Origin of the sequence: Labrys neptuniae (assembly GCF_040797145.1) — a bacterium.
Classification (GTDB): Bacteria; Pseudomonadota; Alphaproteobacteria; order Rhizobiales; family Labraceae; genus Labrys; species Labrys neptuniae.
This window is the reverse complement of the sequence record NZ_JBFNQD010000001.1, coordinates 1,480,548-1,498,425: the sequence shown is the minus strand read 5'-3', so window position 1 is coordinate 1,498,425 and position 17,878 is coordinate 1,480,548. Positions and strand designations below refer to the sequence as shown.

Below are 17,878 nucleotides of genomic sequence, written 5' to 3'. Positions count from 1 at the left end.
CCCGGGTAAAATTATGCAGTCAATATACCCGGGTAATATTGCCTCACTTGCCGATCTGGTTTATGGCTGCCTTCCAACGTGCAACGCCAACCCGGTTCGGCCGAAGGAGGCCGCCCATGAAACGCGAAGATCGCAAGGCGGCCGTCGACGCCTATAGGAAGCGTAAGGTCGCGGGCGGCATCTATGCCGTTCGCTGTGCGGAGACGGGGGAATGCTGGGTTGGCCGGGCGCCGGACCTCTCCAAGATCCGCAACCGGCTCTGGTTCACCCTGGGCCAGGGTGTCAGCCTGAATCCAGCCTTGCAGGCCGCCTGGAACCGACACGGAGAACAGGCCTTCACCCTCGAGATCGTCGAAGAACTCGAGGATGAAGAGGTCGCCTTCATACGCGAGCGGGCCCTGAAGGAACGGCTCGATCACTGGATCGCGGTGCTGACGGCAAAGCCGATCTGATGTCGTCATTGTCCGGTGATGGAGGCGTCTTCGTCGGTACGCCGTGCTCGAGCGCTTGGCGATGCTGAAGGCAGTCGGTCCGGATCCGGTCGGGCACCCAACCCATTCTTGTAATGGTCATGAACGACGTGGCGCTTCTCATTTGACGCCGGAACAGCGCATGATGCAGATCGCGATTACCGGGGGCCTTTCGCATGTCCGATCTTCCAAGCGACGATCAGCTTCGCATCACGCTTGCGCGAACGCTCGGCCTCGTCTTCGAGGATTGGAGCATGCCCGATCCGACACGCATGGAACTGGATGTAGAGCAGGCGATTCGACAGGCGGTCCGGCGAGCCTGGCCGGACTTGACCGTCACCGCGGTGGTGGCCGGCCTTCGGCACGAAGGCGAAGTCGATAGCATCGATCTCCTGATGGCCGATACCCGCAGCGGCATCAAGAGACGATATCTGGTGTTTCCCTGACATGCGTCGCGTTCGGGGCAGGGCGCTTGCAGGCTCCAACAGTGCCGATGCCTGTTGAGGCACCCTTGCATCTGCTGTCGAATTCATTCGCAAGTCGCTGTCGATGGCCGCACCTCGTCCCGTAAAGGGGCGAGGACGGGCACCGAAATCGGGATCATTGCGGCAGGGCCAGCTTCACCTCATTGCGTATGCCGGCCTTGATGTCGACGTCCTGGACGACGCTGACATCGCCCTTCCAGGCGCTGATCTTGTATTTGCCGGCAGGCAGGACGTAGTTCGCCGGCAGGGTGTAGAGCCGGGTAATTTCTTTCGCCTCGCCATAGATATCGGTTTCGGGACTGGTAATGCGCACCGAGTCCGCACCCGGCGCGTCGAGGGCGGCAAGGCCTGCATCGAGGGGGAAGGAAGCCGTGACCGTCTCGCCCGCCTTGATCTCCAGGGGGAAGACGCGATCCACCCCGTCGATCTGGACATGAACGCGATAGGTACCGGCAGCAATGTCGAAAACGGGTTCGCCGTCATAGGCATCGGCCAGGAACGACTCACCATCGACCGGCGTGGCGCCGGCGAGGATCTCCACATGGGGATCTTTCGCGACGGGGCCTCCGGAAACGAAGACAATCTTGCCCTTGAGCTTGCCCACGCCGGCGATGACCTCGACGGGGACCGTTTCGGCCGGTGCGACCTCGACGTCACGGGATTGAATGGACGTGCCGAGCTTGAGGGTGACGCTGTATTCGCCCGCCGGCAGGATGACGGACGTCTCGGCATCATAGGCGGTGAACAGGTCGTCGGTGCTGCCCTTGGCCTTGACGGTCCAGGTCGCGTTTTCCAGGGCCGTTTCAGTCGCGGTCCGTTTGGCGCGCAGCCCAAGGCGGCCGGCATTCAACGCCATGTCGACGCGGTTCATCTCGCCGGCCTTGATGGTGATGGGAGCCTTCACGCTGGCCTGTCCCACCGTGAGCGTCAGAATGTAGTCACCTGGGGCGACCTGCTCGTGGATGTTGGCGTTGTAGCTCGTCATCACCGTTTCAGGCGCCACGCCTTCCGGCGCCGGGCGGGCGAGTTCCCACTGCACATTGTCGGTGAGCGGGTCGTCGCCGGCCGCCAGTCTCGCATAGCCGGTCAGGTTCCAGTCAGGCTTGGGTTCCGCCTTCGGCTCGGCCTTGGGTTGCGGAGCCGGCGCAGGCGGCGGCGGATTGCCTTGCGCCGTGTGAACGGCCTGTTGGATGGCCTTGGTGAGTTCGCCGGCATCCTCTGCCTGCAGGGCGATGCCGCCGGTCGCCTCCGCCATGCAGCGCAGTTCCCGGTTGGCTTCGGGATCCTTGATGTCGAAGCCGACAGTGTCGACGACGAGGTCGATATCGGCCTTCTTCAAGGCAGCGGCGACCTCGCAGGGGTCGGCATTGCAGGTCTCGACGCCATCGGAGACCAGGATGATGGTCGACCGGCCCTCCTGTCCCTTCATCGCTTCGGCGGCGGCTCGCACGGCATCGGTCATCGGCGTCCGCCCCTTGGGCGACAGGCCGCCGACCATGGCCATGAAGGCCTGCTCGTCGACGGGGCCGACCGGTTTGAGCGTCTCGATGTCCTTGCAGTCGCCCTTGCGGCGGTGGCCATAGACGATCAGGCCGAGCTGATCCTCCGAAGGCCAGCCTTTCAGGATGGTGCCGACGGTTTGGCGGGCCGCTTCGATCTTGGTGATGGCGCCTACCTTGCCCCACATCGAACCCGAGGCATCGAGCACCAGCATGACGCGAGCTCCTTCTTCTGCCCTCGCGCTCGCCGCCATCGGCGACAGGGCGCCCGCCAGGCCGAGGAAGCCCAGAAGGAGGAAGCAAAAGCCTTTCTGCATGGGAAACTCCAATGGATCTGCCGATCGGAAGCCCGTCCGGCCATGCTCGCCGGTTGCCGGTTCGAACACAAGCGAAGGTTGCGTGCCCTGGCAGGGCGCAGAATGTGTCGCCGTCGTCCGTTACCTCTGTGCGCTTTCGCATAGGGGGACGCGGGGTGATGGTGTTCATTCGGCATTGACGGCGCCACCTCCCGCGCACCGCTTGAATGCCCTTCTCCCGCTTTTTGGACAGGCGGCATGCTGATACCGCCCCACAGCGATGTGCGAAAACGCACAGCGCGAAGGGGCCGTTTCCAATTAACCATTGCTGTATCAGCTGGGCCGGAAATCAGCACGAGCCCACGCAAAATCGTCGGGGACTATCGATGTTGACCTCAAACGCACGCCTGGACTGGAACGACGACATCGACATGTCGGCGCCAGACATCACCGAGCTGCATCGCGCTTATATGCTGTCGATCCGGCAGCACCAGCGTCTACTGGGCGAGCTTTGCGCGACGCTGTCCAGTCTCGGTGTCGCCATCGACAATTCTCCTCTCGACTCGCAGATGCGAGATGCCCTTTCCGCCGGTGTCGGCCGTCATGTCGACCTGGCCCGCGGGATCATCGCTGGAATCGACAGCGCATTGAGCTTCTCGGCGCCGACGCGTCCGTCGACCGCTCATTGACGAATAGTCGCTGCAGCGGCAGCCGGCTGTGCCGAAAGGCACAGGGGTGCAGCGGCCGGGAAACCGGGTTGCCGTGGACGTAACTCTACTCTCCATAGCAGTACCTTGAGCGGGCAGGCCTTGCAGGAGGTTTGTCCGCTCCTTTCAGCTTGGATTTCCCGTAGAGAGCGAACCTTACGCTTGGTTGCTTCAGGAAGCCGGCGCAGCTCTTCCAAGAAAGAGGCACGATGCGTGTCCTCACCTCGCCTGCGTTACAGTAAGGCAGGGGCGGCTTCGTCGGGGTAGAGCACGTTCTTTTTCGATCTCTCTCCTGCCCAAACTGTTTGTTTCTGCGTATCTTTGTCATTTCCTGGGGTTCCGCTAGGTTGCAAAACGCTCCAGGGGCGGGTTTCCGAGTGGGTCACGGGGGCGGCGTATGATATCGGCAACACTTCTTGTTTTTTAATCAAACCGCATTGACACCCACTGGCTGTTTCATTTTTGTACTGCTGATGTGTTGATGTTTCCGGCTCTCGTCTGCCTAGTACCGCCGGACTTAACCGAACAGTAACCATAATGATGTCGGTACTAGCTACGCGCTGACGTATTCGGGGGTACTATGAAACTGGTCCATTTTGCCGTGCTCGCGGCCATGTCGCTGAGTCTGGGCGCCTGCCAATATACCAAGACGGCCGATCCCGTGCTCTCGGAGCGGGACGCGCAGTTCATGGCGATGATTCCCACCGGCGATGTGGACAAGATGTTTGCCCGCTACATGGTCGACAATCCCACCGGCGAGCCGCCGGGCGTGGTCGTGGTCGAGACCAAGCAGCATCTGCTCTATTATACGCTGCCCGACGGCAAGGCGATGCGCTATGGCGTGGCCCTCGGCAGCGAGGCTTTCGGCTGGACGGGCGAGGCCGTCATCGACCACAAGGCGGAATGGCCGACCTGGAATCCGCCGGCCGAGATGATTGCGCGCTGGCCGCATGTCAAGCGCACCGAGGGAGGCTGGACCAATCCTCTCGGCGCACGCGCGCTCTACCTCTTCCAGGGCGGCAAGGATACGCTCTATCGCATCCACGGCACCAACGAACCCGAGAAGATCGGCCGCAGCGTATCGTCCGGCTGCATCCGCATGCGCAACATCGATGTGATCGATCTTTATAACCGCGTTCCCGCCGGCACGAAGGTGATCGTGCGCTGAGATTTGCGGTTTCGGGCATCCCGGCGCGTCCGGGCTGGCCTGCCCGGCATTCGTTCGACATGAAGCCCCGGATCTTTCCGGGGCTTTTTGTTTGCCCGGCCGGCGCTGCATGGTTGCCGAATGAGGGGCGGTCTTTCTGGCCGGGTTGAGGGAAATCCCTCATCCGAGGCGCGTGGCATGGAGCCTATCCTCGGTGGACGGTTCATATCAGCTCGGAGAGACCATCATGACCGACCGCTCGGAAGACAGACATCCTACCCCCGATCGTGCCGAGGAGAATGCCTTCTTTCCTTCGCCCTATTCACTGAGCCAGTTCACGTCCGCCAAATCCGACCTGGGGGATGCACACTATCCCGACGCCTATCGCGGAGGGCGCTGGAAAATCCTGATGATCGCGGCGGACGAGCGCTATCTCCTCATGCGCAACGGCACGATGTTCTCGACCGGCAACCACCCCGTCGAGATGCTGCTGCCGATGTACCACATGGACCAGGCCGGTTTCGAAATCGAGATCGCCACCCTGTCGGGAAACCCGGTCAAGCTGGAGCTCTGGGCCTTTCCGAAGGAGGACGATGCAGTCCAGGGCATCTATCGCAAATATCTCGACAGGCTGAAGCAGCCACTGAAGCTGTCCGACGTCATCGAGGGCCGGCTCGGCAATGCCTCGGATTATATCGGCGTCTTCATCCCCGGGGGACATGGCGCCTTGATCGGCCTGCCGCAAAGCCGCGACGTCAAGGCGGTGCTCGAATGGGCCCTGCGCAAGGACAAGCACATCATCTCGCTCTGTCATGGCCCTGCGGCCTTGCTGGCCGCCTCGATCGGCGATGCCAAGGCAGACTCTCCCTTCAAGGGCTACAAGATTTGCGTGTTCCCCGATTCGATCGACGCGAAGACGCCCGATATCGGCTACATGCCCGGACCCATGCCTTGGTTCATCGGCGAGAAGCTGCGGGAAGCCGGTGTGGAAATCCTCAATGACGACATCACCGGCCGAACGTACCAGGATCGCAAGCTCATTACCGGCGACAGTCCTTTCGCATCGAACAATCTTGGCAAGGCAGCAGCCCGCGCTCTGATCACGGAGGCAGCCGCGCTATAGTCGCCCGGATGACGGCGCATGAAGATACGGATCAAGACATGGATCAGCTCTACGGCACGGTCTTCGCCATCGAGAGAAGCGACGACCTTGCATCGATCCAGCAACGCGTCCGTGCTGCCGCTTTGCCGTTCGGATTTGATCGTTTCGTGCTGTTTTCTGCAGCCCCGGTGCGCGACGACCTGGTCGAGAAGATCTATTGGGCGGAGGGGAATTGGTTTGGCGACGGGACTGTCGTGGATGCGAAGACCTATGTCCGCCGCTGCCCGGTGACGCGCCATATCCTGTCCACGGACGAAGCCTTTTTCTGGACCAAGACGGTTTCGAGCCGCGGCGAGAAATATCGCGTGGTCCGCACGCCCAGGGGGGCAGGCGTGCATGGGCTGCAGATTCCCGTCTTCGGCCCCGCCGGTCTCGAGGGCGCCGTGACCTATGGCGGTGAGCGGATCGACAGTTCTGCGCGGGCTCGCATCGCCCTGACGATCATCGGCGTCACGGCTTTCCGCTCGGCGCGGCGCCTCATCGAAGGTGGTGGCGACGACACGGCCGCCAACCTTACGCCGCGGGAGCGCGAAGTCCTGCGCTGGACGGCAGCGGGCCGGCGACAGGCGGACATTGCTGCGACACTCGGCTTGTCGGAGCGGACGGTTGAAAATCATCTGCGCCGGGCACGCCTGCGCCTGGGAGCCGCGACGACTGCGCAGGCGGTCCGAACGGCGATTCGACAAGGCGAAATCGAGGACTAAGCGAGTCGTTTCGGAAAACGCGCTTTGCTTCCGCATGTCTTACCGGACGTCACCGAGGCTTGCCCCAGGACGCGCGAACCGTCGCCGGATATACCGACCTGCAATATTGCCAAGTCTTACGACTGGGCCATCTGCTGAAGGCGAGTATAGGCCGCCTCCGCGCTCATCTGGCGCTGGTCCTTTTCCTTGCGCGCCGCGCCCACGGCGGCGGCCAGAGCCGGGATGGCGATCTTGCCATAACGATCCTCGAGCTTTTCCCGCTTCTCTTGCGCGGGCTGCTGGAGACGCGATCCCTCGATGTCCATAATCTGGTCCTCAACCAAGATACACGACAAGTACGTGCACGGATTTACGCAGTTACGACAACAACTTATCCCATAATTGACAGCGAAGGCGTGGGAATTATGACGGAACGGCGACATGATTAGCCCAATTGCGACATTGACGTTATTTTGCTGCAGCATGTTGCAAGAACGTCACAAGTAAATGAGCCGCATGGCCATAAAGAAAGCCGCGCTTTGCGGCGCGGCTGCGATGCATTCATAAGTTCAATGTTACCGATATGCCGCGCGCATATCGATAAATGCAGGATGCTTCCGCTCAGGCGGCGAGATCGTCGTCTTCGTCGCGCAGGCAGGCCGGCATTTCATGCTTGGGCTTTTCGGGTTTGGCCACGACCCGGGCCACCTGCGCCGCGGCAGCGGCGACGGCCGAAATACCGATGGCGCGATAGAGATGCTGCAACTGCTCGCGCGGGGACCCTTGCTGGGGCGCGAGCCCTTCGCCCGGTCGGGCGGCGGAAAGAGGGGAGGTCGTCATAATTAACTCCATACGCAACGACACGCTCTACTTGCATTCACCCTGGAGGTGCTTTGAAGCGAGGTGAGGGCCGGACTGTGAATATTTGGCGGCGAAGCTATCATGGTTAACGTGAAGGCTCCGTGATACTTCGCACGGCATGGTGGGCAGTATAGACCCCGCCACCTGAATGTTCGATTAACCGGGCCTCCGGCACCGGCAAATTCATGCCCTCGGCAGGGCCCAGGGCTGGACGCTGACGATCGACCAGGCCGTACCGCTCTTGCGGCAGCCCTTGCCCTGGTACCATTGCGCCGGGTTCGATCCCCGGACCAAACCCCCGGTCTGGTCCGACTGCGCCGCCACAAAGCTGCGGCAGGTGAGCTTGTTCTCGACATAGGTCTCGGCCACCGGGGTCACCGAACCATGGGCGCCGGTCGTCATATTCGACCATTGGATCGACGCGCCCGGATTCTGGGGGTCCATGGCAGCCTGCAGCGCAGCTTTGGCTTGCTGCCAGTCGGCATCGGTCATGCTGGCATTGAGGCGGATGTCCTGGGCGGGAATCGAGCCGGTCGTGGTCTGATCTTCAGCCGAACCGAAGATCGGGCCGAGAGGCGTCGAAATGGCGCAGCCTGTCAAAATGACACTGGCGATCAGCGCTGACAGTGGGCCGCGGACGCGGTACGCGTTATAAGCGCCCTTGAAGACGAACAGGCTGAACACAGTGGAGCCACCCCAATGACCATGACGTTAGGTAATCTTGGCACGGGCGAGTTAACGCCGGGTGACTCGGCTGGCTTCCTCGGCGCGTCCGAACCGTTTTTGCTGTTTGCGCAATGGCTCGCGGAGGCGGAGAAATCCGAGCCCAACGACCCCAACGCCATGGCGCTCGCCACGGTAGATCCCGATGGCTTGCCGGACGTTCGCATGGTGTTGCTCAAGGGCCTCGATGACAAGGGATTCGTATTCTACACCAACACCCAGAGCACCAAGGGCCAGGAACTGGCCGGCACGCCCAAGGCCGCCCTGCTGTTTCACTGGAAGAGCCTGCGCCGGCAGGTGAGGGTGCGCGGGCCGGTGGAGCGTGTCACGGATGCGGAGGCCGACGCCTATTTTGCCACGCGCCCGCGCGGGAGCCGAATCGGCGCCTGGGCCTCGCAGCAGTCGCGGCCGCTCGAGGGGCGTTTCGCCCTTGAAAAGGCGGTGGCGACCTACACGGCCAAATTCGCCATCGGCGAGATCCCACGTCCTCCGCACTGGACCGGTTTTCGCATCCTGCCGGTGCAGATCGAGTTCTGGCACGACAGGCCGTTCCGGCTGCATGACCGCCTGGTTTTCCGGCGTGCCGAAAGCCAGGGCGGCTGGAACCGCGAACAGCTTTATCCCTGAGGACAGCGGCGCTGCAATTCGGGATGCCATTCGCGGCGATCCGCCGCCCTATTTCATTTGGGCGTCGTGATATCTATGTCTTCTGGTATGGCTCTTGGGAGCCGCCCCCTTTTTCGATCGGTTACATCAATGACAAGCAGTTCCTCCCAGCATCCGCAGCGCGCGATGATCCTCACGGGCGCCTCCCGGGGGATCGGGCATGCCACCGTCAAGCGCTTTTCAGCGGCAGGCTGGCGGGTCATCACCTGCTCCCGCCATGCTTTTCCGGAGGAATGCCCGTGGGAGGCGGGCCCCGAGGATCACATCCAGGTCGATCTGGCCGATCCGGCCAATACCGAGGAAGCGATCCAGGAGATCAAGCGCCGTCTCGACGGCAGCGGCCTGCATGCACTGGTCAACAATGCGGCGATTTCGCCCAAGGGCAAGAGCGGCACGCGGCTGAGCAGCATCGAGACCGGGCTTTCGGATTGGCAATGGGTGTTCCAGGTCAATTTCTTCGCGCCGATCATGCTGGCGCGCGGGCTGATCCAGGAACTGGAGCAGGTCAAGGGCTCGGTGGTGAACGTCACCTCGATCGCCGGGGCACGTGTCCATCCCTTCGCCGGGGCCGCCTACGCGACCTCGAAGGCCGCCCTGGCGGCGCTGACCCGCGAAATGGCCTCGGACTTCGCACCGCGCGGCATCCGGGTCAATGCGATCGCGCCCGGTGAGATCGATACCTCGATCCTGTCGCCCGGCACCGAGAAGATCGTCGCGCAAATCCCGATGCGCCGCCTCGGCACACCCGACGAAGTGGCCAAGACCATCTACTTTCTGTGCACGGATCAGAGTTCCTATGTGAACGGGGCAGAGATCGCCATCAATGGCGGCCAGCACGTCTGACGGCGGTATTCCGGGGGCGACAAGGTTGCCGACAATGCTCCCGGCATGACAGGGATGGTCTATTCCTCAACAAATAGGTCTATCGCCCCTTCCCCCCTGCGCAGCCTTCCGTTATTCATGCCGTTCCTTTCGAATAGGCAGTTGCGGAATGACAGCAAGTGGATTGATGGCCGGCAAGCGCGGCCTCATCATGGGTGTGGCGAATAATCGATCGATCGCCTGGGGTATCGCCAAGGCGTGCAGGCAGCATGGCGCCGAGCTCGCCTTCACCTATCAGGGGGACGCCCTCAAGAAGCGCGTCGAGCCCCTGGCTGCCGAACTCGATGCCCTTGTCGTCGGCCATTGCGACGTCACCGACGGCGCTAGCATCGATGCGGTGTTCGCCGAAGTTGCCGCCAAGTGGGGCAAGCTCGACTTCATCGTCCACGCGATCGCCTTTTCGGACAAGGATCAGCTGGACGGCCGTTATCTCGAGACGACCGAAGAGAACTTCACCAAGACGATGCTGATCTCCTGCTATTCGCTGACCTCGGTCGCCCAGCGCGCCGAGAAGCTGATGACGGATGGCGGCTCGATCCTGACGCTGACCTATTACGGCGCCGAGAAGTGGATGCCGCACTACAACGTCATGGGCGTGGCCAAGGCCGCGCTCGAGGCGAGCGTGCGCTATCTGGCCGCCGATCTCGGCGAGAAGGCGATTCGGGTGAACGCCATCTCCGCTGGTCCGATCAAGACCCTGGCCGCTTCCGGCATCGGCGATTTCCGCTACATCCTGAAGTGGAACGAATATAACGCGCCGCTGCGCCGCACAGTCACCATCGAGGAGGTGGGCGAAGCGGGGGCCTATCTGCTCTCCGACATGTCGCGCGGCGTTACCGGCGAAGTGCACCATGTCGATGCCGGCTACCATGTGGTCGGCATGAAGAACCCGACCTCGCCCGACATCACGCTCGCCGGCAAGGACTGAGCGGCAAGCGCAGGCTTTGGAGCACCGGTTCAGCAGCTCATGAGGGGCCGGCAGCACGAAAACGAAACGGGCGTTCGCCGGCTGGCGTCATGCCCGTTTAGGGAGGCAGGACGGCCTCCCGTCAGGTTCATGCGTCCAAAGCAGGAGTAAGCCCGTGGCGCCAACACTTTACTTCATGCGCCACGGCGAGACCGACTGGAACGCTGAAGCGCGCCTGCAAGGCCAGCAGGACATTCCCCTCAACGAAGCCGGACGCAAGCAGGCTGCCGAGGCTGGCCACAGGCTTGCCGAGATTCTGCCTGAGCCGGACGGCTTGCCCTGGCTGGTCAGCCCGCTGGGACGCACGCGCGAGACGGCGGAACTGGCGCGCAAGGCGATCGGCCTGCCACCGCAGCGCTACACGACCGATGATCGCCTCAAGGAGTTGACCTTCGGCGATTGGGAAGGCCGAACCTGGGCCGAATTGCGGTCGGTGGACCGCAACATGGTGAAGGCGCGTACGGCCGACAAATGGGCCTATGTCCCGCCGCGCGGCGAAAGCTACGCCATGCTGCACGACCGCATCGCGCTCTGGCTCAAGACGGTGACGCAGGATCAGGTGGTTGTCAGCCATGGTGGCGTTGCCCGCGTGCTGATGGTGCTGCTGGCCGGTAAAGCCAGCGCTCAGGCGGCCGAAGAACCGATCTGGCAGGGCAAGCTGCTGGTCTTCCGCAACAAATCGGCCGAATGGGCTTAAGGCATTTTCGCGGCTGACCAGAACCGCCGAAGCAGATAAGCGTTTCGGCGGTTCTGGGCATCAGGCCCGGCGAGGCCTGCCGGCCTCGTCGAGCAGGGTCGCTTGCAGCGGCAGTGGATCGGCTCAGGTAACTGGGCCACCCTTGCGCTTGCAGCTTGCGCGGAACTTTTTACGGGGCGCGCCCTTCAGTCCCTGCTTGTCGGCGGCATCGGAGCAGGCCTTGGAAATGGCCGCCTTTTTGCTGGCATCGACCGTCGGCTTCTTGGCCATCGGGGTCGTCGGCGTGGCACTCGGCGCCATCTGTTCGGTCGGTGCAGCCGTCGCCGGTGGCGTGGCTTCAGGCGTGGTCTGTGCGGATGCTGCGCCGACACCCAAGGAAAGCGCCAGTGCAATTGCCGGAAGCAGGCCAAGATGGCGGACGTTCATGGTATTTCCTCCAGTATATTCGATTTCGGGTAGCGATTTCGATATCCAGCCCGACTCAGGCATGGAACCATGACATGGCCGAATTTTGACCTTCGTTTGAGAATTCAGCGGCGGCATCTGATCGAATCCTATTTCGATCCTAGATTATGCCTTGCTTATTCTGATCAGCTGCCCTGGCAATGAAGGAGTTTGTCGGACACCTTCAACCCTACAGGAACACGGTCGAAATTGAGTTTTGGCGCGAATGCTGTAGAAGGCGGCCATCATCCGTTCCCTGCGAGTTCCCATGTCCTTCAACAGCTTCGGCCATCTCTTCCGCGTTACCACCTATGGCGAGAGTCACGGCGTGGCGCTGGGCTGCGTGATCGATGGCTGTCCGCCGCGCCTGCCGATCAGCGAGGCGATGATCCAGGGCTTCCTCGACCGCCGCAAGCCGGGCCAGAGCCGCTTCACAACCCAGCGTCGCGAACCCGATGCCGTACGCATCCTTTCCGGCGTGATGGCGGACGAAGCGGGTGGGCAATTGCTGACCACGGGGACGCCGATCCATTTGATGATCGAGAATGTCGATCAGCGTTCGAAGGATTACGGGGAGATCAAGGACAAGTATCGCCCCGGCCACGCCGACTATGCCTATGACGTCAAATACGGCATTCGCGACTATCGCGGCGGCGGGCGATCCTCGGCACGCGAGACCGCAGCCCGCGTGGCGGCCGGAGCGGTGGCCCGGCAGGTCCTGCCCGGCGTGACCGTTCGCGGAGCGCTCGTGCAGATGGGGCCGCACAAGATCGACCGCAGCCGCTGGGATTGGGAGGCGGTGGACGCCAATCCCTTCTTCTGTCCGGATCCGGTCGCGGCTGTCTTCTTCGAGGAGTATCTCGACGGCATACGAAAGGCGGGTTCGTCGATCGGCGCGGTGATTGAGGTGGTGGCCGAAGGGGTGCAGCCCGGCCTCGGCGCTCCGATCTACGGCAAGCTCGATTCGGATCTGGCGGCGGCGATGATGAGCATCAATGCGGTCAAGGGTGTGGAGATCGGGGATGGCTTTGCCGCTGCCGAACTCGGGGGCGAGGCGAACGCCGACGAGATGCGCATGGGCAATGACGGCAGGCCGCTGTTCCTCTCCAACCATGCCGGCGGCATTCTCGGCGGCATCTCCACCGGCCAGCCCGTGGTGGTGCGCTTCGCCGTGAAGCCGACCTCTTCCATCCTGCAGGAGCGACGCACGGTGGATCGTTATGGCCACGACACCGATATCGTTACCAAGGGGCGCCATGACCCCTGTGTCGGCATCCGGGCGGTGCCGGTGGGCGAGGCGATGATGGCCTGCGTGCTTGCGGACCATCTTCTGCGCCATCGCGGCCAGGTCGGCGCGCCGGTTGCCTGGCCCTTCGAGAAATAACGGCGGGCGGGTTTGAAGACCCGCTCCCCAATTCAGCGCCCGATATCGTAGCCCTTGTCGCGCAGCTTCACGAGGGCGGCCTCGAGTTCGGGATCGATCGTGCCGGGCATGATGATCCTGGGCTGGACGATGAGATCGCCCGGACCGTCCTTGGCCTGCACGCCCTTGCCCTTGAGGCGGAAGGAGCGCAGCCCCGTGGTGCCGGCAGGCAAAGTGAGATCGACCGAGCCGTCCAGCGTCGGCACGCGTACCTTGGCGCCGAGAGCGGCCTCGTAGAGGGTCACGTTGACATCGACGCGAACATTCCTGCCTTCGGCACGAAACGTCTCGTGCGGTGCCACGGCCACCGTAATCAGCGCATCGCCTGGCTCGCCGCCGAACGGGCTGGGCTCGCCCTGGCCCCTCAGGCGAATGGTCTTGCCTGGAGCGATGCCTGCCGGAATGGAGGCATCCACCATGCGGCCCGGCCCGAGCTCGACCCGTGTCTTGCCGCCCAGCGCCCAGACCGTGAAGGGAATCTGGCCGGTGACCTGGATATCCTCGCCGCGGGGCGCCGAGCCGCGCGAACCGCCGCCGCGCTGGGCGCGTCCGCCGAACATCTCGCTGAGGATGTCGTCGAAGCCGCCCGCAAAACCGCCGCCAGCACTGCCGCCCCGACCACCGCCGAAATTGAACTCGAAGCCACCGGTGTCGCGCCCGAAGCCGCCGGGACCACCCGCAGCCTCGAAGCCCTGGAAGCGGGGCTTGCCCTCGGCGTCGATCTCGCCACGATCGAACTGGGCCCGCTTCTTTTCGTCACCGACGATTTCATAGGCGCTGTTGACCTCGGCGAACTTCGCCGCGGCCTTGGCATCCTTGTTCTGATCGGGGTGGTACTGCTTGGCGAGTTTCCGGAAGGCCTTCTTGATCTCAGCCAAGCTTGCCGTCTTGGAAACGCCAAGGACGCTATAGGGGTCACGCATGTTTCAAAATCTCTCCCGCCGGCCCCCTGATGGGCAGCCCGCCACCGTGGCACAAGGCCCACGTGCGCCCAAGACATGGGATTTAATACGGGATTCCGCAATATGCTTGCACTGCGAAATCTCCGAAAGGCGGTGAGTTCCAGCAATGACGGCTCAGGGGTCGTTTTGACGCTTGATGGACGATCTCTTGTTCCAGCCTCCTGTTTTCGCGCGAATTCGGTATGCCGCGCTTGCCAAATTCCTTATGGAGGGCGGGAAAGGGCTGTAGACTGGGATTCGCCATGCCGATACGCGCCATACTCTTCGACAAGGACGGAACCCTGGTCGACTTCCATCTCACCTGGAGCGCTGCGGCCTATGCCGCCATGCAGCGCCTGAGCGGTGGCGACCCCGAGAAGATGGCACGGCTGGTCGAGATCAACGATTACGATTTGGAGAGCCACCGCATCCTGCCGCATTCGGTGCTGGTGGCCGAATCTTCGGCCGATTATGGGGTCGCCTGGGCTGAAGTGCTCGGGGAGGTCGCCGATACCGCCTTCTTCGAACAGATGGACCGCATCTTCATCGAGGAGGGCCTGAAACATGTCACGCCCATCGGTGATCCGCCCTGGCTTCTGTCCACCCTGAAGAGCCGAGGCTATCTGCTGGGCATCTGCACCAATGATTCCGAGGCGGGTGCCCGTGCGCACTGCGAGAAGCTCGGCCTGATGCCCTGGCTCGACGCCGTGCTCGGCTATGATTCGGGCCATGGCCGCAAGCCGGAGCCGGGTCCGGTACTCGGCTTTGCCCAGGCGTTCGGGGTGAAGCCTCAGGAAATCGCCCTGGTCGGCGACTCCACCCATGACCTTCATGCCGTCAAGGCGGCCGGCGGCACGGCTATCGCCGTGCTCAGCGGTTTTGCCAAGCGGGAAGAACTCGCGCCGCATGCCGATCACGTCATCGACAGCGTGATGGACCTGCCCGATCTCCTGCAGTCGCTGGCGGGCGCGCCCTGATGCTGCGACGCCCGGCGCCTCCGCCGACCGGCTGGGCCCGTACCGCGCAGAGCTTGGCGGTCTTCGCCTTCGAGGTGGTGCTGATCTCCCTGGTGCTGCTGCGCTTCCATCTCGCCCCGCTCAAGGCCGGTTTTGCCGCCCTGTGCGCGGGACTGCTGGCAGCCTGCGCCGCCTTGCTCTGCGCCGTGGTCGCCTTCCAGGTGATCTGGCGCAAGGGCGAGCGAGGTTTCGGCAGAGCCTTCAGTGCCTTCCTGCTTGCCATCCTGGTGCTCGGGCCCGCAGCGATCGCCACCAGCCTTGCCCTCAGCGTGCCCGGAATCGTCGATGTCAGCACCGATCCCGAGGATCCTCCGCCCCTGGCCCATGCTACCCGCACACGCACGGCGGACGCCAATTCCACCGCCTATGCGGCGGGGCTGGCGGCGTATCAGCGCGAGGCCTTGCCGCAGGTCCAGTCGATTCTCCTCGACGTGCCGCCGGACGATATCCGCAAGATCGCGCTTCGCCTGATGCGGGAGAGGCGCTGGCAGGTCGTGGGTGATCTGCGCTTCGGCGAGATGGCCGCGCGTATCCGCCTGCCTGACAGCATCCGCGAGGATGGCGATCGCGTGGACGCCGACGCGATGGGAGGCCCGACCGCGGGTTCGGCCTCCACGCAGAGGCACTTTGGCGATCGTATCGAGGCGGTCGCCTCATCCACCATTCTGGGTACTGTCGACGACATTGCGCTGCGCATCCGGAGCGAGGGCGGCAAGACGCGCATCGACATGCGTTCGGCTGCTCGCTACGGCTCCTATGATTTCGGAGCCAACGCCAAGCATGTGCAGAGTTTCATGGCCGAGTTGCGCGATCGGGCGCTGACGCCGGATCAGGCGAGCCAGTAGCGGCCCGCCATGGAAGGGGCCCCCTCGGTGGCGACCTTGCCGCGCTGGACCAGGTCTTCGAGATGGGCGAAGAGGTTGAGGGCCGCCGCTCCCTGCAACCCGGCCGGCAGCCCCGCATAGACCCTGGCGGTCAAGGGCGTGATCGGCGCAGGGCCTTCGCCGAGGGCCTGCAGGATCGAAGCCTCGCGCATGCGGCGATGCTGGATCATCGCGCGCACGAAGCGCTGGGGCTGTTCGACCGGGCCGCCATGGCCAGGGAAATAGCGTGCCTCCGGCCTGCCGAGAAGTTTCTCCAGCGAGGCCATGTAGTCTCCCATCGAGCCGTCGGGTGGGGCGACGATGCTGGTGGACCAGGCCATGACATGGTCGCCCGACAACAGCACCTTGTCCGCTTCCAGCGAAAAGGCGAGATGGTTGGCGCAGTGGCCGGGCGTCGCCAGTGCCGTCAACGGCCAGTCCGGCGGACCGAAGCGATCGCCTTCGGTCAGGACAATGTCGGGCTGGAAGGCGAGGTCGCCGGCGGCATCGAGCAGATTGATCTCGCCGTCATGCAGGGGGCGGGCGCTGCGATGCGGGCCGGCGCCGTAGGTGGGCGCGCCGGTGGCCGATACCAGCGCCGACACGCCCGGCGAGTGGTCGCGGTGGGTGTGAGTGACGGCAATCGCCACCACTTCCTCGTCGTGCACGGCTGCCAGCAGGGCAGCGGCGTGATCAGGATCGTCCGGTCCGGGGTCGATGATCGCGACCTTGCCGCGTCCGACGATATAGGAACAGGTACCGGTAAAGGTGAAGGCACCGCCATTGGGAGCCAGGATGCGGCGGACACCCGGCGACAATTCCTCGAGGATGCCCGGCGGCGGCGCCTCACGGTTGTAAGGTATGTCTTCGCCCATAGGAATTTCCAGTATCGGTAAAATTTGTCCGGTGCGGCAAGGGCCTATCGGTCCGGCCGCCGATATCGCCTCTTGCGTACAAACGTCCTTTGGATGAAACTCATTGCGTACTGGTGTGGAATGGATCTGGTCATCCGGCCAGATCGGGACTGGGAGCGTAAGATGGCGCAGAGCGGCACCGTCAAGTTCTTCAACACCCAAAAAGGCTATGGCTTCATAACGCCTGACGATGGTGGACGCGACATCTTTGTTCACATCACCGCAGTCGAAAGTTCCGGTCTGGGTACATTGTCTGAAGGCCAGAAGATCTCCTTCGATGTCGAGCCCGACAAGAAGGGCAAGGGACCGAAGGCCGTCAATCTGGTGAAAGCCTGATCGGTATTTCCGCGCTTGCGGCTGAAATGCGGTAATGGATGGATGAGCGCTTGCAGGCGCTCATGATTCCAGCAGCTGGATTTCGGCTTCATCATGCAATTGCGCTCCTCGCCTCCTTCGCCCTTCGGTCGGAAGGTCAAGATCGCCGCCCACTATCTCGGCCTGTTCGATCGCATCACCGTGGTCCCGGCGGATACCAATGATCCGCAGGATAGCCTGCGCGAGCAGAACCCGCTCGGCAAGATCCCGGTGTTGATCCTGGATGACGGGACCATCCTCTACGACAGCCGGGTCATTCTCGACTATCTCGACCACCTCGCAGGAGGCGGGCGGATCATGCCGCAGGGCCCGGAACGCTATGAGGTGCTGACCCGTCAGGCCCTGGCGGACGGCATCATGGATGCCTCCCTGCTCCAGGTCTATGAAGCGAGGATACGTCCCGAGGACCAGCGCAGTGCCAAATGGCTCGATATCCAGGCCGGCAAGGTCGCGCGCGGCCTGGCTCAATTCGAGGCACGGGCAGGGGCCTTCGACCCGGCACTGGACGCGGGAAGCATCGCACTGGCCTGCGCGCTCGGCTATCTCGATTTGCGCTTTGCCGGAACCTGGCGGCAGCATCATCCCAAGCTGCAAGCCTGGTTGGCCGCCTTCGAGGCGGAAATCCCGGCTTTCGGCCTGACGCGTCCGCAGTGAGGC

The 17,878-nt window shown here is 63.2% G+C and carries 22 protein-coding genes; 15 read left to right on the top strand and 7 right to left on the bottom strand.

Features of this window, described 5'->3' with window-relative positions; translation table 11 throughout:
• Positions 1-116: 116 nt before the first annotated feature.
• A complete protein-coding gene (locus tag ABXS05_RS07185) occupies positions 117-452 on the top strand; it encodes a GIY-YIG nuclease family protein (RefSeq protein ID WP_367623388.1) in 336 nt (111 codons plus the stop codon).
• Between the two features lie 194 nt (positions 453-646).
• Positions 647-916 (top strand): hypothetical protein, encoded by a 270-nt coding sequence (locus ABXS05_RS07180; RefSeq protein ID WP_311942332.1) that lies wholly within the window; start codon positions 647-649, stop codon positions 914-916.
• Between the two features lie 154 nt (positions 917-1,070).
• Here ABXS05_RS07180 and ABXS05_RS07175 read toward each other — a convergent pair whose 3' ends face one another.
• Positions 1,071-2,771: a vWA domain-containing protein gene (locus ABXS05_RS07175; protein ID WP_367623387.1), complete on the bottom strand. Its 1,701-nt coding sequence runs from the start codon at positions 2,769-2,771 to the stop codon at positions 1,071-1,073.
• Between the two features lie 365 nt (positions 2,772-3,136).
• Here ABXS05_RS07175 and ABXS05_RS07170 point away from each other — a divergent pair, with 365 nt between their 5' ends.
• The 4 genes from ABXS05_RS07170 to ABXS05_RS07155 all read left to right on the top strand — a co-directional run bounded on the left by ABXS05_RS07170 (position 3,137) and on the right by ABXS05_RS07155 (position 6,470).
• A complete protein-coding gene (locus tag ABXS05_RS07170; protein WP_311942338.1) occupies positions 3,137-3,439 on the top strand; it encodes a hypothetical protein in 303 nt (100 codons plus the stop codon).
• A gap of 598 nt (positions 3,440-4,037) precedes the next feature.
• On the top strand, positions 4,038-4,625 hold the full coding sequence (locus ABXS05_RS07165) for a L,D-transpeptidase (protein ID WP_311942341.1): 588 nt from the start codon (positions 4,038-4,040) through the stop codon (positions 4,623-4,625).
• 226 nt (positions 4,626-4,851) lie between these two features.
• Positions 4,852-5,727, top strand: a complete 876-nt coding sequence (hchA, locus tag ABXS05_RS07160; protein ID WP_367623386.1) for a glyoxalase III HchA — start codon at positions 4,852-4,854, stop codon at positions 5,725-5,727.
• Positions 5,728-5,765: 38 nt separating this feature from the next.
• Positions 5,766-6,470, top strand: coding sequence for a PA1136 family autoinducer-binding transcriptional regulator (locus tag ABXS05_RS07155; RefSeq protein ID WP_367623385.1), 705 nt, complete (start codon positions 5,766-5,768; stop codon positions 6,468-6,470).
• 116 nt (positions 6,471-6,586) lie between these two features.
• Here ABXS05_RS07155 and ABXS05_RS07150 read toward each other — a convergent pair whose 3' ends face one another.
• The 3 genes from ABXS05_RS07150 to ABXS05_RS07140 all read right to left on the bottom strand — a co-directional run bounded on the left by ABXS05_RS07150 (position 6,587) and on the right by ABXS05_RS07140 (position 7,994).
• The gene (locus tag ABXS05_RS07150; RefSeq protein WP_149251642.1) at positions 6,587-6,775 is read right to left on the bottom strand and encodes a hypothetical protein; all 189 of its coding nucleotides are present in this window, start codon (positions 6,773-6,775) and stop codon (positions 6,587-6,589) included.
• 295 nt (positions 6,776-7,070) lie between these two features.
• Positions 7,071-7,289, bottom strand: coding sequence for a hypothetical protein (locus ABXS05_RS07145; RefSeq protein ID WP_068284582.1), 219 nt, complete (start codon positions 7,287-7,289; stop codon positions 7,071-7,073).
• Positions 7,290-7,493: 204 nt separating this feature from the next.
• On the bottom strand, positions 7,494-7,994 hold the full coding sequence (locus ABXS05_RS07140) for an RT0821/Lpp0805 family surface protein (protein WP_311942356.1): 501 nt from the start codon (positions 7,992-7,994) through the stop codon (positions 7,494-7,496).
• A gap of 15 nt (positions 7,995-8,009) precedes the next feature.
• Here ABXS05_RS07140 and pdxH point away from each other — a divergent pair, with 15 nt between their 5' ends.
• The 4 genes from pdxH (at position 8,010) to ABXS05_RS07120 (ending at position 11,245) form a co-directional block, all read left to right on the top strand.
• Positions 8,010-8,660: a pyridoxamine 5'-phosphate oxidase gene (gene pdxH, locus ABXS05_RS07135; RefSeq protein ID WP_376717748.1), complete on the top strand. Its 651-nt coding sequence runs from the start codon at positions 8,010-8,012 to the stop codon at positions 8,658-8,660.
• A 129-nt stretch (positions 8,661-8,789) separates the two neighbouring features.
• Complete coding sequence (locus tag ABXS05_RS07130) at positions 8,790-9,542, top strand: SDR family NAD(P)-dependent oxidoreductase (protein WP_367623384.1); 753 nt, start codon at positions 8,790-8,792, stop codon at positions 9,540-9,542.
• Between the two features lie 148 nt (positions 9,543-9,690).
• Positions 9,691-10,509, top strand: a complete 819-nt coding sequence (fabI, locus tag ABXS05_RS07125; protein ID WP_068284574.1) for an enoyl-ACP reductase FabI — start codon at positions 9,691-9,693, stop codon at positions 10,507-10,509.
• A 154-nt stretch (positions 10,510-10,663) separates the two neighbouring features.
• Positions 10,664-11,245, top strand: a complete 582-nt coding sequence (locus ABXS05_RS07120) for a histidine phosphatase family protein (RefSeq protein WP_311942366.1) — start codon at positions 10,664-10,666, stop codon at positions 11,243-11,245.
• Positions 11,246-11,368: 123 nt separating this feature from the next.
• Here the strand turns inward: ABXS05_RS07120 and ABXS05_RS07115 are convergent, their stop codons facing one another.
• Positions 11,369-11,788, bottom strand: coding sequence for a hypothetical protein (locus tag ABXS05_RS07115; protein WP_311942369.1), 420 nt, complete (start codon positions 11,786-11,788; stop codon positions 11,369-11,371).
• A 169-nt stretch (positions 11,789-11,957) separates the two neighbouring features.
• On the opposite strand from ABXS05_RS07115, the gene aroC reads away from it, so the two are divergent.
• Positions 11,958-13,073, top strand: a complete 1,116-nt coding sequence (aroC, locus tag ABXS05_RS07110; RefSeq protein WP_311942372.1) for a chorismate synthase — start codon at positions 11,958-11,960, stop codon at positions 13,071-13,073.
• 32 nt (positions 13,074-13,105) lie between these two features.
• On the opposite strand, the gene ABXS05_RS07105 is transcribed toward aroC, so the two are convergent.
• Positions 13,106-14,035, bottom strand: a complete 930-nt coding sequence (locus ABXS05_RS07105; RefSeq protein WP_367623383.1) for a DnaJ C-terminal domain-containing protein — start codon at positions 14,033-14,035, stop codon at positions 13,106-13,108.
• Positions 14,036-14,316: 281 nt separating this feature from the next.
• On the opposite strand from ABXS05_RS07105, the gene ABXS05_RS07100 reads away from it, so the two are divergent.
• Together ABXS05_RS07100 and ABXS05_RS07095 are read left to right on the top strand one after the other, a co-directional pair.
• Positions 14,317-15,030 (top strand): HAD family hydrolase, encoded by a 714-nt coding sequence (locus ABXS05_RS07100; RefSeq protein WP_367623382.1) that lies wholly within the window; start codon positions 14,317-14,319, stop codon positions 15,028-15,030.
• Positions 15,030-15,914: a DUF1499 domain-containing protein gene (locus tag ABXS05_RS07095; protein ID WP_367623381.1), complete on the top strand. Its 885-nt coding sequence runs from the start codon at positions 15,030-15,032 to the stop codon at positions 15,912-15,914. The genes ABXS05_RS07100 and ABXS05_RS07095 overlap by 1 nt, the downstream gene beginning before the upstream one ends.
• On the opposite strand, the gene ABXS05_RS07090 is transcribed toward ABXS05_RS07095, so the two are convergent.
• Positions 15,899-16,807: an MBL fold metallo-hydrolase gene (locus ABXS05_RS07090; protein WP_367623380.1), complete on the bottom strand. Its 909-nt coding sequence runs from the start codon at positions 16,805-16,807 to the stop codon at positions 15,899-15,901. The genes ABXS05_RS07095 and ABXS05_RS07090 overlap by 16 nt on opposite strands.
• A gap of 162 nt (positions 16,808-16,969) precedes the next feature.
• Between ABXS05_RS07090 and ABXS05_RS07085 the strand changes: the two genes are divergently transcribed.
• On the top strand, positions 16,970-17,182 hold the full coding sequence (locus tag ABXS05_RS07085; RefSeq protein ID WP_068284736.1) for a cold-shock protein: 213 nt from the start codon (positions 16,970-16,972) through the stop codon (positions 17,180-17,182).
• A gap of 90 nt (positions 17,183-17,272) precedes the next feature.
• Positions 17,273-17,875: a glutathione S-transferase family protein gene (locus ABXS05_RS07080; protein WP_311942446.1), complete on the top strand. Its 603-nt coding sequence runs from the start codon at positions 17,273-17,275 to the stop codon at positions 17,873-17,875.
• Positions 17,876-17,878 lie beyond the last annotated feature (3 nt).